At 62.9% G+C, this 18,960-nt stretch carries 20 protein-coding genes; 9 read left to right on the forward strand and 11 right to left on the reverse strand.

Features of this window, described 5'->3' with window-relative positions; translation table 11 throughout:
- Positions 1-1,749 carry an alkaline phosphatase gene (locus AC0GUR_RS12160; RefSeq protein ID WP_472877747.1) on the reverse strand — a complete coding sequence of 583 codons (1,749 nt, stop codon included), beginning with the start codon at positions 1,747-1,749 and terminating at the stop codon, positions 1-3.
- Positions 1,750-1,857: 108 nt separating this feature from the next.
- Between AC0GUR_RS12160 and AC0GUR_RS12165 the strand changes: the two genes are divergently transcribed.
- Entirely contained in the window at positions 1,858-2,886 is a 1,029-nt protein-coding gene (locus AC0GUR_RS12165) for an alpha/beta hydrolase family protein (RefSeq protein WP_472877748.1), read from the forward strand.
- Positions 2,887-3,530: 644 nt separating this feature from the next.
- Here AC0GUR_RS12165 and AC0GUR_RS12170 read toward each other — a convergent pair.
- The gene (locus tag AC0GUR_RS12170) at positions 3,531-5,033 is read right to left on the reverse strand and encodes a DUF2252 domain-containing protein (RefSeq protein WP_472877749.1); all 1,503 of its coding nucleotides are present in this window, start codon (positions 5,031-5,033) and stop codon (positions 3,531-3,533) included.
- A 302-nt stretch (positions 5,034-5,335) separates the two neighbouring features.
- Complete coding sequence (locus AC0GUR_RS12175) at positions 5,336-5,911, reverse strand: TetR/AcrR family transcriptional regulator (RefSeq protein WP_472877750.1); 576 nt, start codon at positions 5,909-5,911, stop codon at positions 5,336-5,338.
- Positions 5,912-6,066: 155 nt separating this feature from the next.
- On the opposite strand from AC0GUR_RS12175, the gene AC0GUR_RS12180 reads away from it, so the two are divergent.
- Complete coding sequence (locus AC0GUR_RS12180; RefSeq protein ID WP_472877751.1) at positions 6,067-6,786, forward strand: hypothetical protein; 720 nt, start codon at positions 6,067-6,069, stop codon at positions 6,784-6,786.
- A 146-nt stretch (positions 6,787-6,932) separates the two neighbouring features.
- Here the strand turns inward: AC0GUR_RS12180 and AC0GUR_RS12185 are convergent, their stop codons facing one another.
- Entirely contained in the window at positions 6,933-7,205 is a 273-nt protein-coding gene (locus AC0GUR_RS12185; protein WP_472877752.1) for a hypothetical protein, read from the reverse strand.
- 322 nt (positions 7,206-7,527) lie between these two features.
- Between AC0GUR_RS12185 and AC0GUR_RS12190 the strand changes: the two genes are divergently transcribed.
- From AC0GUR_RS12190 to AC0GUR_RS12200, 3 genes are all read left to right on the forward strand, one after another.
- Complete coding sequence (locus AC0GUR_RS12190; protein ID WP_472877753.1) at positions 7,528-8,121, forward strand: ECF-type sigma factor; 594 nt, start codon at positions 7,528-7,530, stop codon at positions 8,119-8,121.
- A gap of 67 nt (positions 8,122-8,188) precedes the next feature.
- Positions 8,189-11,041, forward strand: coding sequence for a protein kinase domain-containing protein (locus tag AC0GUR_RS12195; RefSeq protein ID WP_472877754.1), 2,853 nt, complete (start codon positions 8,189-8,191; stop codon positions 11,039-11,041).
- A gap of 117 nt (positions 11,042-11,158) precedes the next feature.
- On the forward strand, positions 11,159-11,491 hold the full coding sequence (locus AC0GUR_RS12200; RefSeq protein WP_472877755.1) for a high-potential iron-sulfur protein: 333 nt from the start codon (positions 11,159-11,161) through the stop codon (positions 11,489-11,491).
- Between the two features lie 162 nt (positions 11,492-11,653).
- Here AC0GUR_RS12200 and AC0GUR_RS12205 read toward each other — a convergent pair whose 3' ends face one another.
- Positions 11,654-12,178: a hypothetical protein gene (locus tag AC0GUR_RS12205; RefSeq protein ID WP_472877756.1), complete on the reverse strand. Its 525-nt coding sequence runs from the start codon at positions 12,176-12,178 to the stop codon at positions 11,654-11,656.
- Between the two features lie 136 nt (positions 12,179-12,314).
- Here AC0GUR_RS12205 and AC0GUR_RS12210 point away from each other — a divergent pair, with 136 nt between their 5' ends.
- A complete protein-coding gene (locus AC0GUR_RS12210; protein WP_472877757.1) occupies positions 12,315-13,256 on the forward strand; it encodes a helix-turn-helix transcriptional regulator in 942 nt (313 codons plus the stop codon).
- Between the two features lie 150 nt (positions 13,257-13,406).
- On the opposite strand, the gene AC0GUR_RS12215 is transcribed toward AC0GUR_RS12210, so the two are convergent.
- From AC0GUR_RS12215 to AC0GUR_RS12240, 6 genes are all read right to left on the reverse strand, one after another.
- Positions 13,407-13,562, reverse strand: coding sequence for a hypothetical protein (locus AC0GUR_RS12215; protein ID WP_472877758.1), 156 nt, complete (start codon positions 13,560-13,562; stop codon positions 13,407-13,409).
- A gap of 199 nt (positions 13,563-13,761) precedes the next feature.
- Complete coding sequence (locus AC0GUR_RS12220; protein ID WP_472877759.1) at positions 13,762-14,367, reverse strand: DedA family protein; 606 nt, start codon at positions 14,365-14,367, stop codon at positions 13,762-13,764.
- Positions 14,368-14,377: 10 nt separating this feature from the next.
- Positions 14,378-14,974, reverse strand: coding sequence for a class I SAM-dependent methyltransferase (locus AC0GUR_RS12225; RefSeq protein ID WP_472877760.1), 597 nt, complete (start codon positions 14,972-14,974; stop codon positions 14,378-14,380).
- A gap of 75 nt (positions 14,975-15,049) precedes the next feature.
- Positions 15,050-16,462, reverse strand: coding sequence for a sensor histidine kinase (locus AC0GUR_RS12230; protein ID WP_472877761.1), 1,413 nt, complete (start codon positions 16,460-16,462; stop codon positions 15,050-15,052).
- Positions 16,459-17,130 (reverse strand): response regulator transcription factor, encoded by a 672-nt coding sequence (locus tag AC0GUR_RS12235; RefSeq protein WP_472877762.1) that lies wholly within the window; start codon positions 17,128-17,130, stop codon positions 16,459-16,461. Before AC0GUR_RS12235 ends, AC0GUR_RS12230 begins: the two co-directional genes overlap by 4 nt.
- A gap of 260 nt (positions 17,131-17,390) precedes the next feature.
- Entirely contained in the window at positions 17,391-17,759 is a 369-nt protein-coding gene (locus tag AC0GUR_RS12240; protein WP_472877763.1) for a hypothetical protein, read from the reverse strand.
- A gap of 251 nt (positions 17,760-18,010) precedes the next feature.
- Between AC0GUR_RS12240 and AC0GUR_RS12245 the strand changes: the two genes are divergently transcribed.
- From AC0GUR_RS12245 to AC0GUR_RS12255, 3 genes are all read left to right on the forward strand, one after another.
- Positions 18,011-18,196 (forward strand): hypothetical protein, encoded by a 186-nt coding sequence (locus AC0GUR_RS12245; RefSeq protein ID WP_472877764.1) that lies wholly within the window; start codon positions 18,011-18,013, stop codon positions 18,194-18,196.
- Positions 18,197-18,289: 93 nt separating this feature from the next.
- Positions 18,290-18,682, forward strand: a complete 393-nt coding sequence (locus AC0GUR_RS12250) for a YkgJ family cysteine cluster protein (RefSeq protein ID WP_472877919.1) — start codon at positions 18,290-18,292, stop codon at positions 18,680-18,682.
- Between the two features lie 76 nt (positions 18,683-18,758).
- Positions 18,759-18,908, forward strand: a complete 150-nt coding sequence (locus AC0GUR_RS12255; protein ID WP_472877765.1) for a hypothetical protein — start codon at positions 18,759-18,761, stop codon at positions 18,906-18,908.
- The last annotated feature ends 52 nt before the right edge of the window (positions 18,909-18,960 follow it).

Below are 18,960 nucleotides of genomic sequence, written 5' to 3' on the forward strand. Positions count from 1 at the left end.
CTATCGGGCTGCCGGAGCGGAGGTCTGCTGCAACCACGCCTGATACGTGGGTCGATCCACCGGCACACCGTCGGCGTTGCAGCTGCCGAGTTTGCACAGCTCATCACGGATCAGCTGAGTGTGCTGCACGATCACGTGGAAGATGGTGTTCTGCTCCATCTCGCCATGGAATGCCGCCGCGCCGGGCCCGTTTGCGAAAATCGCCACGTCCTCGCCACCATGCGTTTCCGCCTTCATCGGCAGAATGGATTCCTGCATGTAACTCGGATCGTTGGTCTTGGCCTTGGCCAGGTCCGGGCGCCCCTTGGTGATATGCGAGTAGTCGTGTGCCACATGCGGAAACTGCTTGCTGCCTTCCGGCTGCGTATCGCTGGCGCCGGTGTAGCCGGGGCCGTTGGCGAAGCCCAGCGTGGTGTACGGCTTGCCGGCAGCATCACGCGCCATGCCCGCACCACCTTCGTCGTCGTAGCTGTCGGTGTGGCCCTGCACCAGACCGAGGATGTCGTTGCCGCGCTTGGGATAGCCGGCAAACGTCATGGTGTGGCTGTGGTCCGCGGTCACCACGATCAGCGTGTCACGCGGGTCGGTGTGCTGCAGCGCCGCCTGCACCGCGTCGGCGAAGGCGATGGTTTCATCCAGCGCACGGTAAGCATTGCCGGCATGCAAGGCGTGATCGATACGGCCACCTTCGACCATCAGGAAGAAACCGTTCGGATTCTGCTTGAGCACATCGATGGCGCTGGTGGTCATCTCCGCGAGGCTGGGCTCATCCAGCTTGTCGTTCACACGCTCGTGTTCGTAATTGAGGTGCGAGGCATTGAACAGGCCAAGCAGTTGCGGCGTGCGCGAGAGATCCAGCGACTTCAGCTGCCGCCCACTCCACACATAAGCGCCCTGCGGATGCTGACGCTTCCACTCGCCGATAAGGTCACGCCCATCCAGGCGCTGGCCAACCTTGCCTTGCTCCACCGGATCGTCTTCGCCAGCCACCATGAACTCCGTGCGCCCGCCGCCCATGGCGACGGTGAGCCCGGAGGCGGCAGGGAAGTCCACCAACTGCGCGGCGAAATCCTTACAGCCCTGCGCCTTGGCCTCGGCCGGCATGTCGGCATCCACTTCCCAGTTGCGTTCAGGCAGATGGCCATAGGTCGCCGCCGGCGTTGCATGCGTGATGCGCGTGGTGGTGATGGCGCCGGTGCTCATGCCGGCCGACGCGGCGAGTTCCAACGTGCTCACCAGTTCTTGCCCACGCGAGGCTGCGCAATCCTGCCGGCGCGGTACCTGCGATACGCCGATAAAGCCGCCACGCGTCTTCACACCGCTCATGATGGCAGTCATGGTGCCGGCGGAATCAGGCGTCTGCTGATCCGTCTCATACGTGCGGCTCAGCGCGCTGAAGGGAAACTTTTCGAAGCTCAGGCGATAACTCTCGCCATCCACACCCTTGAGCTGTCCCGCGCGCACGTGCGCAGCCGCGATGGTGGTAAGGCTCATACCGTCACCGAGAAATACGATGACATTCTTCGCACGCTGCCCATGGCTGCCCGATTGCGCTGCCAGCTGCGACGCTGCCGCCGCACCGCTGCGGAACCACCACTGCGGCGTCTCCCCATCCGGTCGCTGGATGCTGGGCACGTCGATGGACGACGAGGCCGCTGCAGGCGACTGTTCCGCCTCGCTGGCGCACGCGCCCAACAGTGAAAACGAAGCAAGCAGCACGGCACGGCGTGCCCGCGACGAGTGGAACATCGGCAACCCCTTTTTCGATGAAAGCGCGCAAACGAGCCGCCGATCATACCGGCGCCGCAAGAAATTGCTGTTACAGAAGCCGGCACCTGCCGGTGCTAGCCTGCCGCCATGAACTGGCGAGCGCTGCTGCCATGCATCGGCCTGCTGTCGTGGGTCGCGCTGGCCGACGACCGCACCACCGCACCGACCGGCCTGCAGGACAACGTGGTGTTCTCCCAGTACGCCGATCTCTCCAGCAGCGCCGAACTAATCCGGCGCCTGGTCAGCCCATTGAACGCCTGGCGCCTGCAACAGCACGCGACCACCACCGGCATTCGCCAGCAAGCCATCGACCTCACCCAGGAGCGATTCGCCCTCTACGTCCCGCCGCAGTCACCGCCAAACGGCTACGCCCTGCTGGTATTCGTGCCACCGTGGAACGAAGCGAAGCTACCGCCCACGTGGACGACGACACTCGACCGTCACGGCGTGATCCTGGTCAGCGCCGCCCAAGCCGGCAACGACGCCGACCCGCTCGACCGCCGAGAACCCCTGGCACTGCTCGCCGCCACCAACGTGATGGCGCGCTACCACGTCGATCCACAACGCATCTACGTGGGCGGCTTCTCCGGCGGGTCACGTGTGGCCTTGCGCCTCGCACTCGGCTACCCGGACTTGTTCCGCGGCGCACTGCTCAACGCCGGCAGCGACACCCTGGGCAACACCATCCCACTCCCGCCAGAGCCGTTGATGTCGAAGTTCCAGGAGTCAACGCGACTGGTCTACCTCACCGGAGACAAAGACACGGCAAGGCAGGATGCGGACCGACAAAGTCGCCAATCACTGCGTGACTGGTGCATCACCGATGTCGATACCGAAACCATGGCATGGACAGGCCATCAGTTGGCTGCTGCAACGGCGCTCGATCGCGCACTGACGTCGTTGGACAAACACCACACGCCTGATGCCAATGCACTCGCGGCGTGCCGTGCCCGCATGGCTCGAGAACTTGATACGCAGCTCGACAAAGTGCAGGCCTTGTTGGATAGCGGAAGGGCTGATGATGCCCGTCGCTTGCTGGAGACCATCGATGTGCGATATGGCGGACTTGCAGCACCGCGTAGCGTAACGATGGCGGAGCGTTTGCAATCGCACTAATTCGCTTCGTTATTGGTGCGCTCCAGAAACGGCAAAGGAACCTGAGCGTTCACTGGGACAGCGGTCATTATGCAATGGTGAGGCGAGCACCCGCCCCTCACCCCAGCCCTCTCCCCGGAGGGGAGAGGGAGAAGTGTGGCGCATCGCAAAGTTCCGGCGCGCAATGATGTGCGCGAACGCTTTAAGTCCTCTTCGCCTTGGCGCGTTGCGGTGTAGCCATACCGTATGTCGTGCGATCGTGACGATCCGGGCTTCGCGGACGGCAAGGCTCGTATCAATCACGACGCTAAGGCAGCCCCCGCTCTGAGGCCATTTTCTTTGGGTTACTTTTCTTTTGGGCCAGCAAAAGAAAAGTGACTCGAGCGCCGGCAGGGGATCGAAACGCCCGCCGCGTAGGCGGCACGCTGGCGGCCGCGGCGCGTTCAAAGCGGAAAGCAAAGTCACTGGATGACCAGCCATTCGGCTGTTGAAAAGCGCCTCCCGCCTTCGCGGGGATGACGGTGAGGGGAATATGCGTTATCGCAAGCACTCGACCTTTACCCCCTTTCCGGGGCTCATCCCAACCCTCTCCTCGCTCCTCAAAGCCGCGGCCATCCATGGCCGCTCCCCGCGTGCCCCACAGGGGGAGAGGGAGCACAGAACCCCTACGTCAACGACGCCACCTCAATCCGCCCCGCCCTCGCCGCCCTCACCATCGCCTCATGATCCCGCTCATTCTGGTCCGCATAAGCCACCGAGAACGACGCCATGGCATCCGCAAACGCATCACTTTTTCCGAGATACGCCGACAACAACACCGCATCCCCCGAGCGCGCATGCGCCCGCGCCAACGCATGAGCGCACAACCTGCCGTAGCGCCGCAGTACGGGCGCAGTCATAAGCTCCACCTGAGGAGATATCTTGGCGTCCCGCAATTGCCGTAGATAAAAGTGGCGGCGCGGACCTTCCGTCCAACCAAGGAACATATCGCTCGCCGATTGCATCAGGCGCTGCCCGATCACCACACGCTGCCCTTGGTGCTTGTACGGGTTCTTGCCAATGAACGGGTCGATTACCGATGCACGCGCCTCCTTGAACTGCAGGAACAGCGGGTCACCACTGCCGGACACCATCAGCAGAATGCCGCAGTAAGTGCCCACACTGCCCACACCAACCACTTTGACCGCGGCGTCTACAATCTCGAATCGGTCAAGCAATACGCGTCGCTCCGGTGACAGCGATTCCCGGTAGTCGGCAAATGCCTTCTTCCGGTCTTCCACACCCACTTCATCTTGCAGCGCCTTGTCGTGATAGATCAGCGGCGGCTCGTCCTGAATTTGCGGCGGCGACCCGCCCGCCACGGTGAACTTGATGAACTCCTTGGTGTGAGCGGTGTGCTCCACTGCCTTCTTCACGTTCTTGATGGCGAGCTTCTTCACCTGCTCGTCCTGGAGATGATCAATCACATCCTCCAGATCGATCTGGTCGTACCAGGCTTCGAGCAGAGGCATCTCCGCGTAGGACGTCATGTACGACTGATAGGCTGAGGCGGCTTCCCAAGCTGTGGCCTTGGCATCACTCGCATTGAATCCATTCGAGCGCGCCGCCACCACCAGGCTCGCGCACAGGCGCTTTACGTCCCACTCCCACGGCCCCACGGTGGTTTCGTCGAAATCATTGATATCGAATACCAGCTTGCGCTCCGGCGTTGCAAAGCCGCCGAAGTTCACCAGATGAGCGTCGCCGCAGACCTGCAGAAGCACATCGGTGCGTGCGGTACTGGCAAGGTCGCTGGCCATGACGGCGGCGGCGCCTCGATAGAACGCGAACGGTGAAGCCATCATGCGCGCGTAGCGAATCGGCACCAGCTGGGCCACGCGTCCCTTCGACGATTCAATCAGGATATCGACCGGATCCTTCCGGTTCTTCGGCGCCTGCCAGCCTCCCAATGACTTGCGCGGACAACTCTCGCGCAGCGCCTTGGCCGCGGCCTGCCGCTCTTCTGGCCGCTCGAGCATCGTCCCTTGCGCCAAGCGCCCGCCGCCTGACGACGTTTTGGACTTTGGCGTGGATTTCGAAGTGGCCTTTGGCTTGGCCTTGGCCGCGCCCTTGGGCGGCCGTGGCTTGATCACCTTCGGAAGCTGCTGCTCAGCCGGGTTTGTCGACATGGTTCCCACCTCACGTTGCAAGGCCATACCAGCGTCATGGAGCGTGTAGCCAGACTTTCATTTGACGCCTGTCGACAGCAAAGGGGAACCGCAAATTTACGTAAGAAAGCAGCCCAGGCCTGCGTTTGCGCCCTGGTGCCGAGGCGGCCTGCGTGTGTAGCGGCCAGCAGCCCGTTCGTCTTCACAATTTCTTGGCGTAACCCTCGAGCCGAAAACGCATCCCGGCGCTGGGCGACGTTTTCGTTGAGGACAGGCGGGTCCGGCGACCTCGAGCTCGCCCCGATGCCCACGCGCGCACAACCTCAGTTCACAAGCACGGCTTCGATATGGGCTTGCGCGCCAGCAGTGGATGCGTGGATCAACGCGGATACTTGCCGTCCCAGCACCAAGGCGAAATCGTCAGAGCTGATGCGTCTGGGAGAAGTCAGCCAGGTGCGAACGCCAGCGATCAGTGCTTCCGCAAGCATGGCGCTGAGCAATGCCACTGGGACCAGCAGACGCCCCGGTCGGTGCAGACCACGTGTGCGCAAGTGGGCCTCGATCCGTGATGCGAGCGCGGCGCAGACCATAGGATGCACATCTCCAGTGAGCATGGCGATGGCCACATCGCCCGCCCAGACATAGTGGTTCAGTGCAGGTACGACGCTGGACGCGGGTTCGCCCTCCAATGCCAAGCGGCTCAATGCGGTGACCCGGCCAGACATGCTGTCCTTCAGCAGTGCATCCTTGTCCTTGAAGTGCATGTAGAAGGTGGAGCGCGCCACGCCCGCACATTGAGCAATGTCTTCGACGGTAATGCTCGCGTAGGGCCGGGTAAGCAGCAGCTTGGACAGCGCCTGCTTCAGTGCCGTGCAACTGCGGTCAATGCGTTGATCCATGGTGCTCCCCGAAGATGCTCGTCGCCCTGGGTATGGACCCATCATGCGATCGCGCGAAGCGGCCTGGCAATATCGGACATTCCGGCGATTTCGTCCGACAACGCCACCGGGCCAGCCTTTAAGGTCAGGCCACCCCAATGCCGGAGCGACCTGATATGTCCGTTGCGATCCATCGACCCGAGCCAAGCGGCGACCTGCGCACGGCCGGTTGGCTGTTGGTGGTCATGCCCCTGTTGTCGTTGTTCGTGCTCGCGCACCACCCCACCGTTGCCGCGCACAACGTGCGTGAAGCGATGCCTCAGCTTGCCGGGATGGCGTTATCCGCGCGGGTCGTCCACGGCGCACTGATCGCCATGCAGTGCGCGATTCTGTGCGCCCTGCTTAGCTGGCTGGTGTCGCGAAACCTGCTGCGTCCCGTACCGCGGGGGGCGGCGATCATGCTGCTGCTTGGCACCGTGGGGGTCATCGGTGCGGCGCTGGTGGACGGCTTCGTCACCGGTACGCTTGCCACCTATCCGCACGATGGCGACCCAAACCTTGTCATCATGGATCAGCTGATACGTTATTCCATGACCCTCAATCAGGTGCTCATTGTGGCCGGCGAACTGGCCATGTCCACGGCCATTGCACTGGTATCCATCGACCTGCTGGCGGTCAAAAGAGGTGGGCGCTGGGTCGGCGGTTTTGGTCTGGTGTTGGGTGGCGTTAGCCTGGTCGCGCTTCTAAGCCGACTGCTCGATCTGCACCTTCATGGCATGCAGTTGCTGTTCGCCATGCAATCGCTGTGGATGCTTTCGCTGGGTGTGCTGATGCTTCGCCCTGCAACTCCCGCTGCATACGTTGCAGGCGACAACTCATTAAGCGCGACGGGCTGACCCGCCGAAGACCGAAGGCTTCCTAGCAAAGCTGGCGATGTTCAGCTCCCTTTCCAGAGAGAGGTGACAAGGGCTCCGCACCTCGCGGAGCCCTCACCTCATCGATGGCGCCCGTGCACCATCGACCGTTGAACGGAGGGCCAGCCTTAGTGGCCCTTGCCGTTGGTCTTGGTCAACCCTTTGCCGTGCGACTTGTCACGAGCGACATCGCGCACCTGCGGACCCACCTTTTGATCGGCGGCCTTGGCGGACTTGGCCTGGGCCGATGCGGCGTCGCCATGCATGTCATGGTTCATCGGCATGCTGGCCGGCATGGATGCGGCATGACCGCCACCGCCGCCGTTGCCGTGCTGCGGGGCCGCCATCAGCGGCATGGCGAAGAGCGAGGCAAAGAGTGCGAGCGGAATGAGATGGCGCATAGCGATACTCCAGCAGCAGAGGAGGTGCTCGAAACCATGGCACAACACGTGATACCTGCGATGAATGAGTCGGTCATGTTGCATAGCGGTCGACATCGCCATTCAGCATGTCGTCGGCCAACGTCAGCCCAATGAAAGATCGTCACGGCGGTGACACCTGAAATATCGCGCACCGCACTTGTGAGTCCGCATGAGCAGCGCAATGATCCGGCGACACTTCGGTCCCCAACGGAAGGCGACAGGCGATGACTTTCAGCTGGCTTGCGGCTCATCCGAGTGATGCCACTGGTTTCGGCGCAGCAGTTGCTCGTGAACTCTTGCGATGGAAGCCATCGATACCGCTATCGCAGCGTCTCTGCTTGCCGCACGCATGAACGCCGAACCCCAGGTCACCGAAGTTCTTGCGCGTGTCGCCCATGGTGACCCCAAGGCATTCGATGTGCTGATTCCACGGATCTACGCCACGCTGCGCCAGCTCGCGAAACGCCAACGCGCGCGTGAAGATGCCCACACGCTCGAAACGACCGCCCTGGTCCACGAGGCCTATCTCAAACTGGTGACGCAAAGCGGCGCTGCGTTTGCTGATCGCGCACACCTGTATGCCTATTTGAGCCAGGTCATGCGCCATATTTTGGTCGACCACGCACGCCGCAAGAAGGCACAGAAGCGTCAGGCCCCACCCATGACGGCGGCCGAGGACAGCTCGGACATGATCGACGTGTTGGCCATCGACGAGGCGCTGACCCGCCTGGCCGCCACCGACCACCGCCTGGCGCAGGTCGCCCAGCTGCGGTTGTTTGCCGACCTTTCGAGCCCGGAGATTGCGGCCACGCTCGGCGTCAACGCGCGCACGGTGGAACGGGACTGGTTGAAAGCGCGAACCTTCCTCTCCGCATGCCTGATGCCGTCGTCCTGAGCCCGTGTCGGTCACCGTCGCGTAAATACGCTATGAAAGACATGACGCACCGGATTCACGCACAGCCATGATCACCGAGTTTGCCCAACGTTGGCACGAGATCGAACCGCTCATCGACGAGCTGTTCGAGGTGCCTGCTGCCGAGCGAACCGACTGGCTGCACCAGCATTGCAAAGACGCCACCCTGCGCAAGCTTGTTGCACAGGCGCTGGACCACGCCGCCAGCAACCAGGCACTCGAGCGCGGCATGACGCAGTGGCTGCCGGCCTTGGTCGATGACCCGCCCGATGCGCTGCCTACCGTCGCAGGCTATCGCGTGCTCCGTTTCGTTGGCGCCGGCGGCATGGCCAGCGTCTTCGAAGCCGAGCGCGCACTGCCGGGAGGGCCGCAGACGGTGGCCCTCAAGCTGCTTCGCATCGACGTTCACGACGTCGAAGAACGCGGACGTTTTCTGCGAGAGCAGCGCATCCTGGCGCGACTGCAGCATCCGCATATCGCGCAGCTGCTGGACGCTGGGTTCTCGCCTGCGGGCGCGCCGTTCCTCGCGCTCGAATTCGTCGCTGGCGAAGATATCGTCCGGCATTGCGATCAACATGGCCTTGGCGTGCGCGAGCGCCTCGCGCTGTTCACCGACGTCTGCGCTGCCGTTGAGCATGCGCACCGCAGCCTGATCGTTCATCGCGACCTGAAGCCGAGCAACGTACTCGTCGGTCCCGACGGCTGCGTCAAACTGGTGGACTTCGGCATCGCCAAGTTGCTGACCGGCGACAGCGAGCGCACCCGCACCGAGGCGCGACGCCTTACTCGTTCATATGCAGCGCCCGAGCAGTTTTCCGGCGATGCCGCCACCACGGCCATCGATGTGTACGCCCTCGGCGTGCTGCTGACCGAGCTGCTTTGCGGCCAGCAGCCGCGCCGTATGCACGATCAGGCCGACCGGGAGGTTCCGGGGTTCGACAACAAAGCGTTGCACAAGAAACTCGGTGCTGACCTTCACGCCATCGTGAAGGAGGCTACGCGCCAAGACCCCAATCGGCGCTACGCCAGCGTGTCGGCACTGAGTGCAGATATTCAGTGCTATCTGGACGGCAAGCCACTGCAAGTGCGAGCGGATACCTTGGCCTACCGTACCTTCACGTTTGCGAAGCGGCATGTGTTTGCCGTTTCATCCGGCGTGGCGGCCACGCTCATGCTGGCCGGCGCCACGGTCGTAGGTCTGCACGAGGCGCATCTCGCGCGGCGCTCCGCTCAGGACGCGCATGCACAGGCCTTGGCGGCGGAGGGTGAAGCCCGCCGTGCGGATGCGCTGAAGGTCTTCCTCGAGGGATTGTTCGACAGCGCCGCGCCGGAAACCAAGGGCACAGAAACCACCGAGAAGCTGCTTGCACTGGGTCGTGAGCGCGCCGACCACGATTTTGCGATGCAGCCTGCACTTCGCATTGAGATCATCGCGCTTATCGGCGATCTCGAACGCCGCAGCGGCCACCCGGATCGCGCACTCCAGCCGCTTGAAGAAGCCGCCACGCTCGCCAGGACGCAATATGGCGCTGCGGACCGGCGCACGCTGCATGTGGAATATCTGTTGGCGAAGGAATTCGACGAGCTTGGTCGCGTGCACGAGGCGACCACGCGATTGCAGAACGCCGTCGCAGCGTACGAGGCGGCGTCCAGCCTCCACGTCCCTGAAGAGATACAAGCGCTGGCCTGGATTGCCGGCCTCGATGAGCGCAGTGGCGATTCAGCCCATGCCATCGAGATCGGAGAGAAAGCCGTCTCGCTCGCGCGCCGCGTGTTGCCAGACGACAGCGATGCATTGACCGAGGCCGTCTTGAACTTCGGCTGGCTCCTGATGGACGCGGGCCATCCCGATCGGGCCGTGCCACTGCTGCGCGAGGCCGTGGCGCGCAAACGCAGTCATCTCGGTGCGCGGCACGGCGATGTGGCCGATGCCCTGGCCCTGCTGGTTCAGCCGCTAGCCCAGCTCGGTCACTATGACGAAAGCGAACAGCTACTGCGTGAGGCCGTCGACATCGACAACAGCGTGTACGCGCGCCCCAGCGCCCACACCGCGTGGCATCTCAACGATCTGGCCAATGTGCTCACGCAGGAAGGCAGACTCAACGAAGGCAGCGCACTCTACGCCCGTTCCTTGGCGATCTCCCGGGCCATCGCGCCTGCGGCTGACCTCACCGAGGCGGTGAGCATCGGCAACGTGGCGCGGCTTCATTACGCACAAGGAGACTACGCGGACGCCGAGGCCGGCTACCGTGATGCGATAGGGCGCAAGCAGCGCCTGCTTGGCGCCGACTATGGCGACAATGGGTTCGGCTACGACCAGGCGCGTCTCGCCGAAGTGCTCATCGCGCGTGGACGCCTCGGCGAAGCGAAACCGCTGGTCGCCACGGCCCTGGCGGAAGCGCGTCGACGGCATCGGGACGCACATCCCGATATTGCATTCGTCCTGATGGTCGAAGCCGAGCTCATGGCAGCAAGCGGTGATAACCAACACGCAGCCGAGCTGTGCGGGCAAGCCGTGGCGATATACGACGCGCTGGCCGATCAGGGTGCAGAGAAAGCCATCAGGACGCGTCTTCTGCTTGGCGATCTCTTACAGGCACTCGGTCGCAACAACGAGGCCAGAGCCCAATTGGAAAGCGCCATCGCTGCCACCAGCGCGATGGCGCCGGGTACCAACGTACTCGCAGCGTACGCTGAGGCGGACCTGGCTCGCGTCGACACCGCGCTTGGCGATCACGACGCGGCGAGCCATCTTCGCACTCTAGCCAGGGCGTCTCTTGGCGGCATCGAAGCGGGACCAAACATCGATCGCGACGCCGCGATGCGCCTGCTCGCGCCCCCGCTGGCAACGCCCCGCTCGCCCGTGCCGGTTCGTGGCCAGACAGGCAGCACCTCACGCTAGCGAACCGTGACCTCTCCTTGGCGATGTGAACCCCGCAAGGGCCGAAGATCACGCGACGTTGCACACACTCGGTGCACTATCTGAGGCTCCCCTATCCCGTCGACGGAGTGGATGACCATGTCGAACGAGAAAGAAACCGAGTCCCGCCGCCGCTTTCTGAAAACGGTCAGCACCACGGTGGCCGCTGCCGCCGTGATCGGCAACCTGCCCCGCTTCGCCTTTGCCGCCGATCTCCCGCACCTTTCGGAATCGGACCCGACCGCCAAGGCACTCGGCTATGTGGAAGACGCGAGCAAGACCGCCGACGCCAAACACAAGGCCGGCGACAGCTGCGCTAATTGCCAGTTCTACTCCGGCGGCCCCACCGGCTTCGGTCCGTGCCAGCTGTTCCCGGGCAAGGCGGTCAATGCCAAGGGCTGGTGTGTATCGCATTCGCCCAAGAAGGCCTGACAAGATCAGCCGATCAAGAGCGTCATCATGGACAAGTGATTGCGCGAGTTCATCGACATCGGGCAGAAATTCGCAGGCATGCCAGATACCTGCGCCATCTGAAGAAAGCCCGATGTCGGTGACGAAGGGAGAGGGTTGGCAAATGCCAACCCTCTCCCGTTTTCAGTGCGCCGCTTTCACCTTGGCCGGGTGCAGGTAGCCGTCGTAGTTTACGGTCCAGGTCTGGCCGCCATCGTACGAGTAGTCCCATACCTGATGAACACCATCGGGCAGTGGCGTCCACACATTGCGATGCAATGCCACGCGCCCGTCGTCTTCGACGTGCGTGCCGATCATCACCATCTGCTTGCCCTGCATGCTGCCTTCCATAGTGAGCAACATGCCGTGACTGCTCACCCAGGTTTCATTCCAGACTTTGCGGTTGGCATCGTAGGTATTAAGGCTGGTACCCGTGCCGCCTTCCACGCCGGTCCAGTGCTCGATCAAGGTGCAGCCGTCGTGCGCTACTTCCACACGGTTGTGCCCCACCAGCTTGCCGCCTTCATAGGCATCCCAGTCGCCAGCGAAGAAATCGAACTGACGGTGCGCGGTGTCGGCGCAACGGGGAGCAGCGGCAGCCGCCTTGGCAACCGGCGAACCCAGCCCACAGGCCAGCAACGCAATGCAGATATAACCCATCACTTTCATAAGGCGTTCCCTCAGTTGGCAAAACAAAACAAGACCACGGCACACACGCATGGCTCACTTGTGGCACCCGTGGATCGCCCGCATGCTAGGCAGCCATTAGGACAGTTTGCGTCCTAAATAACCCCAGGGCCTTCGCATGTACCACCCCACCAGCCGTGCACTGGCCGTTCTGGAGTTGTTGCAGGCCCACCGTCGGATCAGTGGCAGCGAACTGGCACGCCGGCTGGATATTCACCCCCGCACCCTGCGCCGGTACATAGCCATTCTTGAAGAAATTGGCATACCCATCACGACCGAACGCGGCCGTCATGGTGCCTACATGCTGGTGCCCGGCTTCAAACTGCCGCCCATCATGTTCAGCAACGACGAAGCACTGGCGCTCGCGGTAGGCCTGCTGGCCGCGCAACGGCTGGGCATGACCCAGGCCAGCACAGCTGCCGCCAGCGCTCAGGCGAAGCTTGAGCGCGTGCTGCCTGAGCCATTGCAACAGCACGTGCGCGCACTTACTGAAACCGTCAGTCTCGATCGCGGCCGCACCGTCCCTGATGTGGATAGCACCCTGCTGATGCAACTGAGCAAGGCTGCTCATTCACGGTATCGGGTGCGTCTGAACTATCGCTCGCCACAGGACCAGCACACCGAGCGCGATGTCGATCCGTTCGGGCTCGGACACCGTGACGGCCACTGGTATCTCGTGGGTCGTTGCCACCTGCGTCGGGAGCTACGTTCGTTCCGGCTGGATCGCATCACTGGTGTTGACTCACTTGCCGTTGGCTTCGAACGCCCGGAACGCTTCGACACGCTGACTCATCTCACCGCCAGCCTCGCCACCCAGCCGCGCACCTATCTGGCCGAAGTGGAGCTGCATACCGATCTGGCGAATGCCATGAGCCACCTGGGCGGCGCCATCGGTGTGTTTGAACCTGTTGATGGCGGTGTACTGATGCGCAGCCAGGTCGACGACCTGGATTGGCTCGCACGTGAACTGGCGCGCCTGCCGTTTGGGTTTCGTGTCAGCAGCCCCGCGCCCTTGCGACAGGCGCTGCAGCAGTTAGCTGACCGACTGACGATGGCCTGAGCCAGGTCGTCGCTTGCGGTGATCTCGCCTCCGAAGCGGGCGACATCACCTCGAAGAAATCCCTTCTTGTCTGTCCCTTGGAGAGAGACCGGAGGCAGTCAGTGACGCACTACCTTCGCTCTCTCCTCTTGGCGTTTCATGACGACCCGATCAGCTTTCAAACGTTGCGGAAGCAGCGGTGGACTGACTGGCAACCACGTTCGATGCGGGCGCCGGCTTAGCCGTGATCATGGCACCGATGGTCAGCACGCAAACCAGGAAGCAAGCGACGAACAGGCCCGGCAGGATGATGTTTTCGAATTTCATGATGGCTCTCCTTGAGTGGGTGGGTTTTGCTTTCACTGGAGATAGAGCAATCGCCGTGCCAACCGCGCGAACCTCTGGAAAACCGCGCTACCAAGCCATTTTCACGCAAGCCACACATGCATATGCACTGTCCGCGGACGATGTCCGGACAAACGGACTTCGGTCACGACACATGGACATCGGCAGATCCACCTGCAGGCTAAATCTGGCCGGCATCCGATGTACGCCGGTGGCGCCACGTGACGGCAACCGCTACTTCCGCCAGCACCAACACGGTGACGACGCCCATGCCGAGGCGGGCCGGATCACGTGCGTGATGGGAGAGGACGAAACCGAGTCCGAGGAACAACGTGTTCCACAACGCATTGCTCAGAATCGTTGCGCTGATGAACGTCCGCGCGCGGATGCCAAGAACCCCGGCGATCAGCGGTACACACAGGCGTACGACCGGTGTGACCTGACCAAGTAGCAGCCACGGAAAGGGTTGCCGACGACAGCGCGCGCTCAGCAGTCGATAGCGTGCGGCGTCCAGACCGCTCTTGCCGCCAAACCGGACGACCCACCTCTCAGTGCGTACGGGGCCGAGCGCATGGCCGACCGCGTACCAGCATAGGGAGGCCAGCGTTGATCCTGTGCTCGCCACCACAGCGGCGCTCAACAGACCTGCCACGGAGGGCGTCGCATACATGCCAAGCCACGTGTACAACAGGTAAGAGGGAAACACGGGCACCAGCTTCTCAACGAACGCTGCCGCACCCATGCCTAACAAGCCACTACCCAGCCACTGGATGAGAATGTCGGACATGTATCGACACTCAAGCCGCGGCGGCGATGATGCTGGGCGGGCAACGCTGGATGCGAAATACCGACGCTGGCGGCAGATTGAACCAGGCTCGCCCCAACGACGTCGCTTCCAACTGCAGGCTAGTCAGTAGTGCTGCGGGTACCGGGCAGGCCAGTCCGTAAGTGAATTGGTACAGCACGCCATCGCCGCACAGACTGGCGAAGGCGCTGGAAAGAATATGGCGCCGGCTATCGCTGCCCAGGTTGAGCATGGGCAGTCCGCTGACGATGGCGCCCGCTGCAAAGCGCTCCGCGCGCGCCCATTCGCCGAATCGCTCGGCGTCCATGGCCAGCACGTGCGCACGAGGAAAGCGTTCGCGCAGACGGTCAGCAAAGGCCTCATCGCGTTCGACCAGCACAAGATGGCCTTCGTGCACACCGCGTGCGAGCAGCGCACGCGTGAAGACGCCGGTGCCCGCGCCGAATTCCGCAATGCGTCCGCTGCGCGCATGCACACAGCGAGTGATCAGCTGGGCCAACGCGCGCCCCGACGGTGCGATGGCACCGACACGACGTGGATCAGCGAGCCAGCGTTGAAGGAACAACCGGGAGTCCTGAAGGATGGCCATGAGCATTCCATAAGTCGATGCATGGCCATCCTTGCGAAACAGCATGGCAACAACATGGCGTCCGCCACGATACGTTCAGTTGAGGTTGGACTCGTCGTGTCGCTGCCCAATGGACACAGCATGTGGTGTGGTTGACTGGGGCGGAAAATCGATACGGAAACACGCGCCACCGCCGGGTTCATCACGAACACAGACACGCGCACCATGTTGCTGCACGATTTCGCGAACCAGGTGAAGGCCAAGACCGGTACCCGCCGACAGGGAGCCCAGGCGGTGGAACGGTTCGAAGATGCGCTCGCGATCTTTCACCGGAATACCTTCTCCCTGGTCAGCCACTTCGAGCGCGAGCGGTTCACATACCCGCAGCGCAATACGTCCATGCCGGCCGCCATGTTGGATGGCGTTCTGCACCAGGTTCGCCAACACGCGCTCCAGCGACAGGCGGTCACCGTTGATCCACAAGGGATGGGCAGCGTCTTCCTGCAGCTCCAGCTCGTAGCCGGCAGCGATGGAAAGCGGCGCGAGATCGGCGGCCACCTGACGCGCGAGGGCAACCAGGTCCACGGGACCGAAGCTATCAACGCGCTGGCGCAAGCGCTCTGCGTCCAGCATCTGCTCGGCCAGCGTCACCAGGCGCGCGACGTCGCCCAGCAGCTGCGCGCGCTGCGGGCCATCGGCAAGCCCTTCCAGTCGCGCCTGGAGAATGGCCAGAGGCGTGCGCAATTCATGCGCCGCATCAAGCAGAAAGCGCTGCCGACGCGCATAACCTTCGTCAAGGCGGGCGAGTGCGGCGTTGACGGCGATGACGAGTGGCCTCGCTTCCGCTGGCACTTGCTCGATGGGAAGCCGCACACCGTGCTGATCCACATCGATCCTTGCCGCATCGGCGGCGGCGCGGTCCAGGCCGCGCATCGCTCGACGCACCACCAGCGGCGTCGCAAGCAACGTAGCCAGCGCCATCAATACCGCAATGGGAAGGCCAAACGCGGCCAGCGTGAGAAGAGCCCCCTTGGCGAGTTGTTGTGCGGACAGCTGACCGCCCGGGCCAGTCATGATCTGCACCGTACCCGCCGCAGTTTCAAGGCGCTTGATGCGTGCAGGAGGGCGTGCCGGATCACCAAGATTCCAGCCCAGCCGGGCCTGCCCGATGGCATCCAGCGCATGCCCGATGCGTGCATATTCCGTCGGTATCTGGCCTTCGCTCAGCCAATGGCCTTGCGCGTCATGAATGCTGTACCACAGGCCAGGTACGTCGCTGCGCAGTTGCGCCAGCGCAGGTGTGGGCCGCAGCGCTAGGGCGCCATCGGGTTCGCGCGTCAGCGCATCACCAAGCACCTCAAGCACGCGGTCTTCCGTCTCCAGTGCGAGCGGGTCGCCGCGCCACCACCATAGACCCAGCAACCCGACCAACAGCAACCCCAGCATGGCGATCTGCAGAACGAGCAGGCGCCGTACCAACCGCCAACGTAAGGTGCCGCTGCTGCTCAAGCCGGTGCTTCCCGCAGCAGGTAACCGACTCCGCGAATGCTGTGGATCTCCACCGCGGCAGCCGCCAGCTTGCCGCGCAGTCGCGATACGTGGGTATCCAAGGCATTGGGTTGCACGGCTTCATCGAAACCGTACACGGCTTCTTCCAGCGAGCTACGCAGCACGGTGCGCCCTTTGCGCTGCACCAGCGCCTCCAGCACCAGCAGTTCACGACGCGGCAAAAGCAGGGGCGCACCATCGATCGTGGCTTCGCGGTGTTCAGTGTGAAACACCAGGCGACCGATCTGCACGATCTCGGTCACCACCTTTCCTGGGCGCCTGAGTACGGCGCGCAGGCGCGCCATCACTTCTTCCACGGCGAACGGCTTGGCCAGGTAATCATCTGCGCCGTGATCCAGGCCGGACACGCGGTCTTCCAGGCCGGCGCGCGCGGTAAGCACAATGACGGGAACGTCGATGTCATGAGCCCGCAGCACGGGCAGCAGGGACAGCCCATCGCCATCGGGCAGGCGGCGGTCCAGAAGAATGGCGTCATGCACCCGGCTTCCCACAGCGGAGGCAGCCGCGGCAACGCTGGGCACGTGATCCACCACAACGTCGTGGCGCGCCAGCGCCGACGCCAGCGCAGCTGCGAGTTCGGCTTCGTCCTCGACCAGAAGTATGCGCATGCGGCCTCCGTGCTGACATGTGCGCCAGCTTGGCGCATGGACATGGCGGCAACCTTGCGTGAGCTTCCGCGAGCAGCGCAAGTGCTGTCCGAGGGCTTCGGCCCGCACTTGATGGCGCCGCGCGTCCACTTCTGGCCCTGCGCGGAGACATCGAGCACGGATTCATGCTGGCTGTTCGTACGTCAGCGATGGGTCGAAAGCGAAGCTTTTTGAATTCACTCGATGGAACGGCGTGGCCAACGGCTCCAAGCAGCACCAAACTACTTGTTCCGCTGCCAGACCTGGGCCATCGCAAAGTTCCCTCTAAGGCAGCCGAGCGCCGTACCGTCACCGCTGCATTCAAAGACGTGGAATTTGACCCCGTCCTGCGTATGGACGTACCAAACATCCGCCGCTTCATCGATGTGCTCTCGCAGCTTGGCGACGAGGTAGGTCAGGTCGGAAACCTGAGCGGCTGTTCCACGGCCCTGTGCGAGCCTCAGGCGAAGGGTGTAGGTTCCAAGCAGGTCCGCGACATGCAGTGTTCGATCATCCTTGCGAACGCTCGCCCCGCCCGTGACGGCAGCGAGCACCTCTGCTTTGTGTGGAAACACGTTGCCCAACGTCAGGCTGCGAGGCATCTCGATCACAAGGGTTTACCTATAGCTCTATGAATAAGTCGGCGCTGGACCGAAACCGAACATCGGCGTCATCGCTCCGCCAGCGCTTGAGCGAATCTCCAGGGCTGCTGGCGAATCGGTCTCCCCGGTCCATGCCATGCTCCCGATGGAATAGGCAGGACAGCGATGAGCAACTCAACGCCTTGGTGCCCAGGAGCTTTTAACATCACGCGGCATCAGGTGGCGTACCGTTAGGTGTCCCGTTACCGCTAGGTGCCCCCATGGAAAAGGTCGATAAGCCGCTTTCGACGGTTGACATTCACTCGATCTACTCGGGAGGCAAAGCGACCCGGGTCGTAGACGAAAAGCAGTCCTTCCAGTCGACCAGCCAGTTCGACCGGGATCCATCCCATTCCGGCCAGGCACCTGAGCACCCTGCCTCGGGCAAAAAGCCCTATCGCAAATAGTCGGCACTCGCGCGTTGCCCTTGCTTGCACTCGGGCCAGCTATCAGGAGGGCAGCGCGTTGCACATGCTGAGGTACACTGCGTTATGAGCAACATGCGAAGTACCGACTTGCCGCGACAAGATGCCCTACCAGAACCGAAGCCGGGCGAGCCTCGCGCACATGGCCCCGCCAACAAGCCCCGGCATGTACGCGCTCATTGTTCCCATTGCCAGGCTGCATGCTGCCGCCTCACCGTCGTGCTGCATTCGGATGACCACATCCCTGAAGACCTCACCACGCTTTCGCCCGAAGGTCTGCGCATCATGAAGCGCAGTGAGGACGGCTGGTGCGTGGCCCTGGATCGGGTGCACATGAACTGCGGCATCTATGACACGAGGCCCTCAGGGTGCCGCCGCTTTGCCATGAATGGCCCCTACTGCAAAGCCATCTATACCGAAGCGAACGGTCCAGCCGCCGGCAGCGAGCGGTGTGCGCCTGCCGCATAACGACTGCTCTCTCAACGATGCCGGCGGATACGCTGCGCGAGACCGACCACGCATAACATCATAAGGGGACGCTCCATTGGCAAAACCAAACTACTCCTTCGAAAAACGCCAGCGCGAAATCGCGAAGAAGAAGAAGCAGGACGACAAGCAGGCGAAGAAGGTCGCGTCGCGCGATGGTGAAAAGACACCGTCGGCCCCGCCCCCGCCAACCATCGAGGACGCCTGAGCTTCGCAGGCGAATCAAGCGTGTGCTGACCCAAGGCTTCACGGAAGCCATT

The organism is Dyella sp. PARNA 12/25 (genome assembly GCF_055702865.1).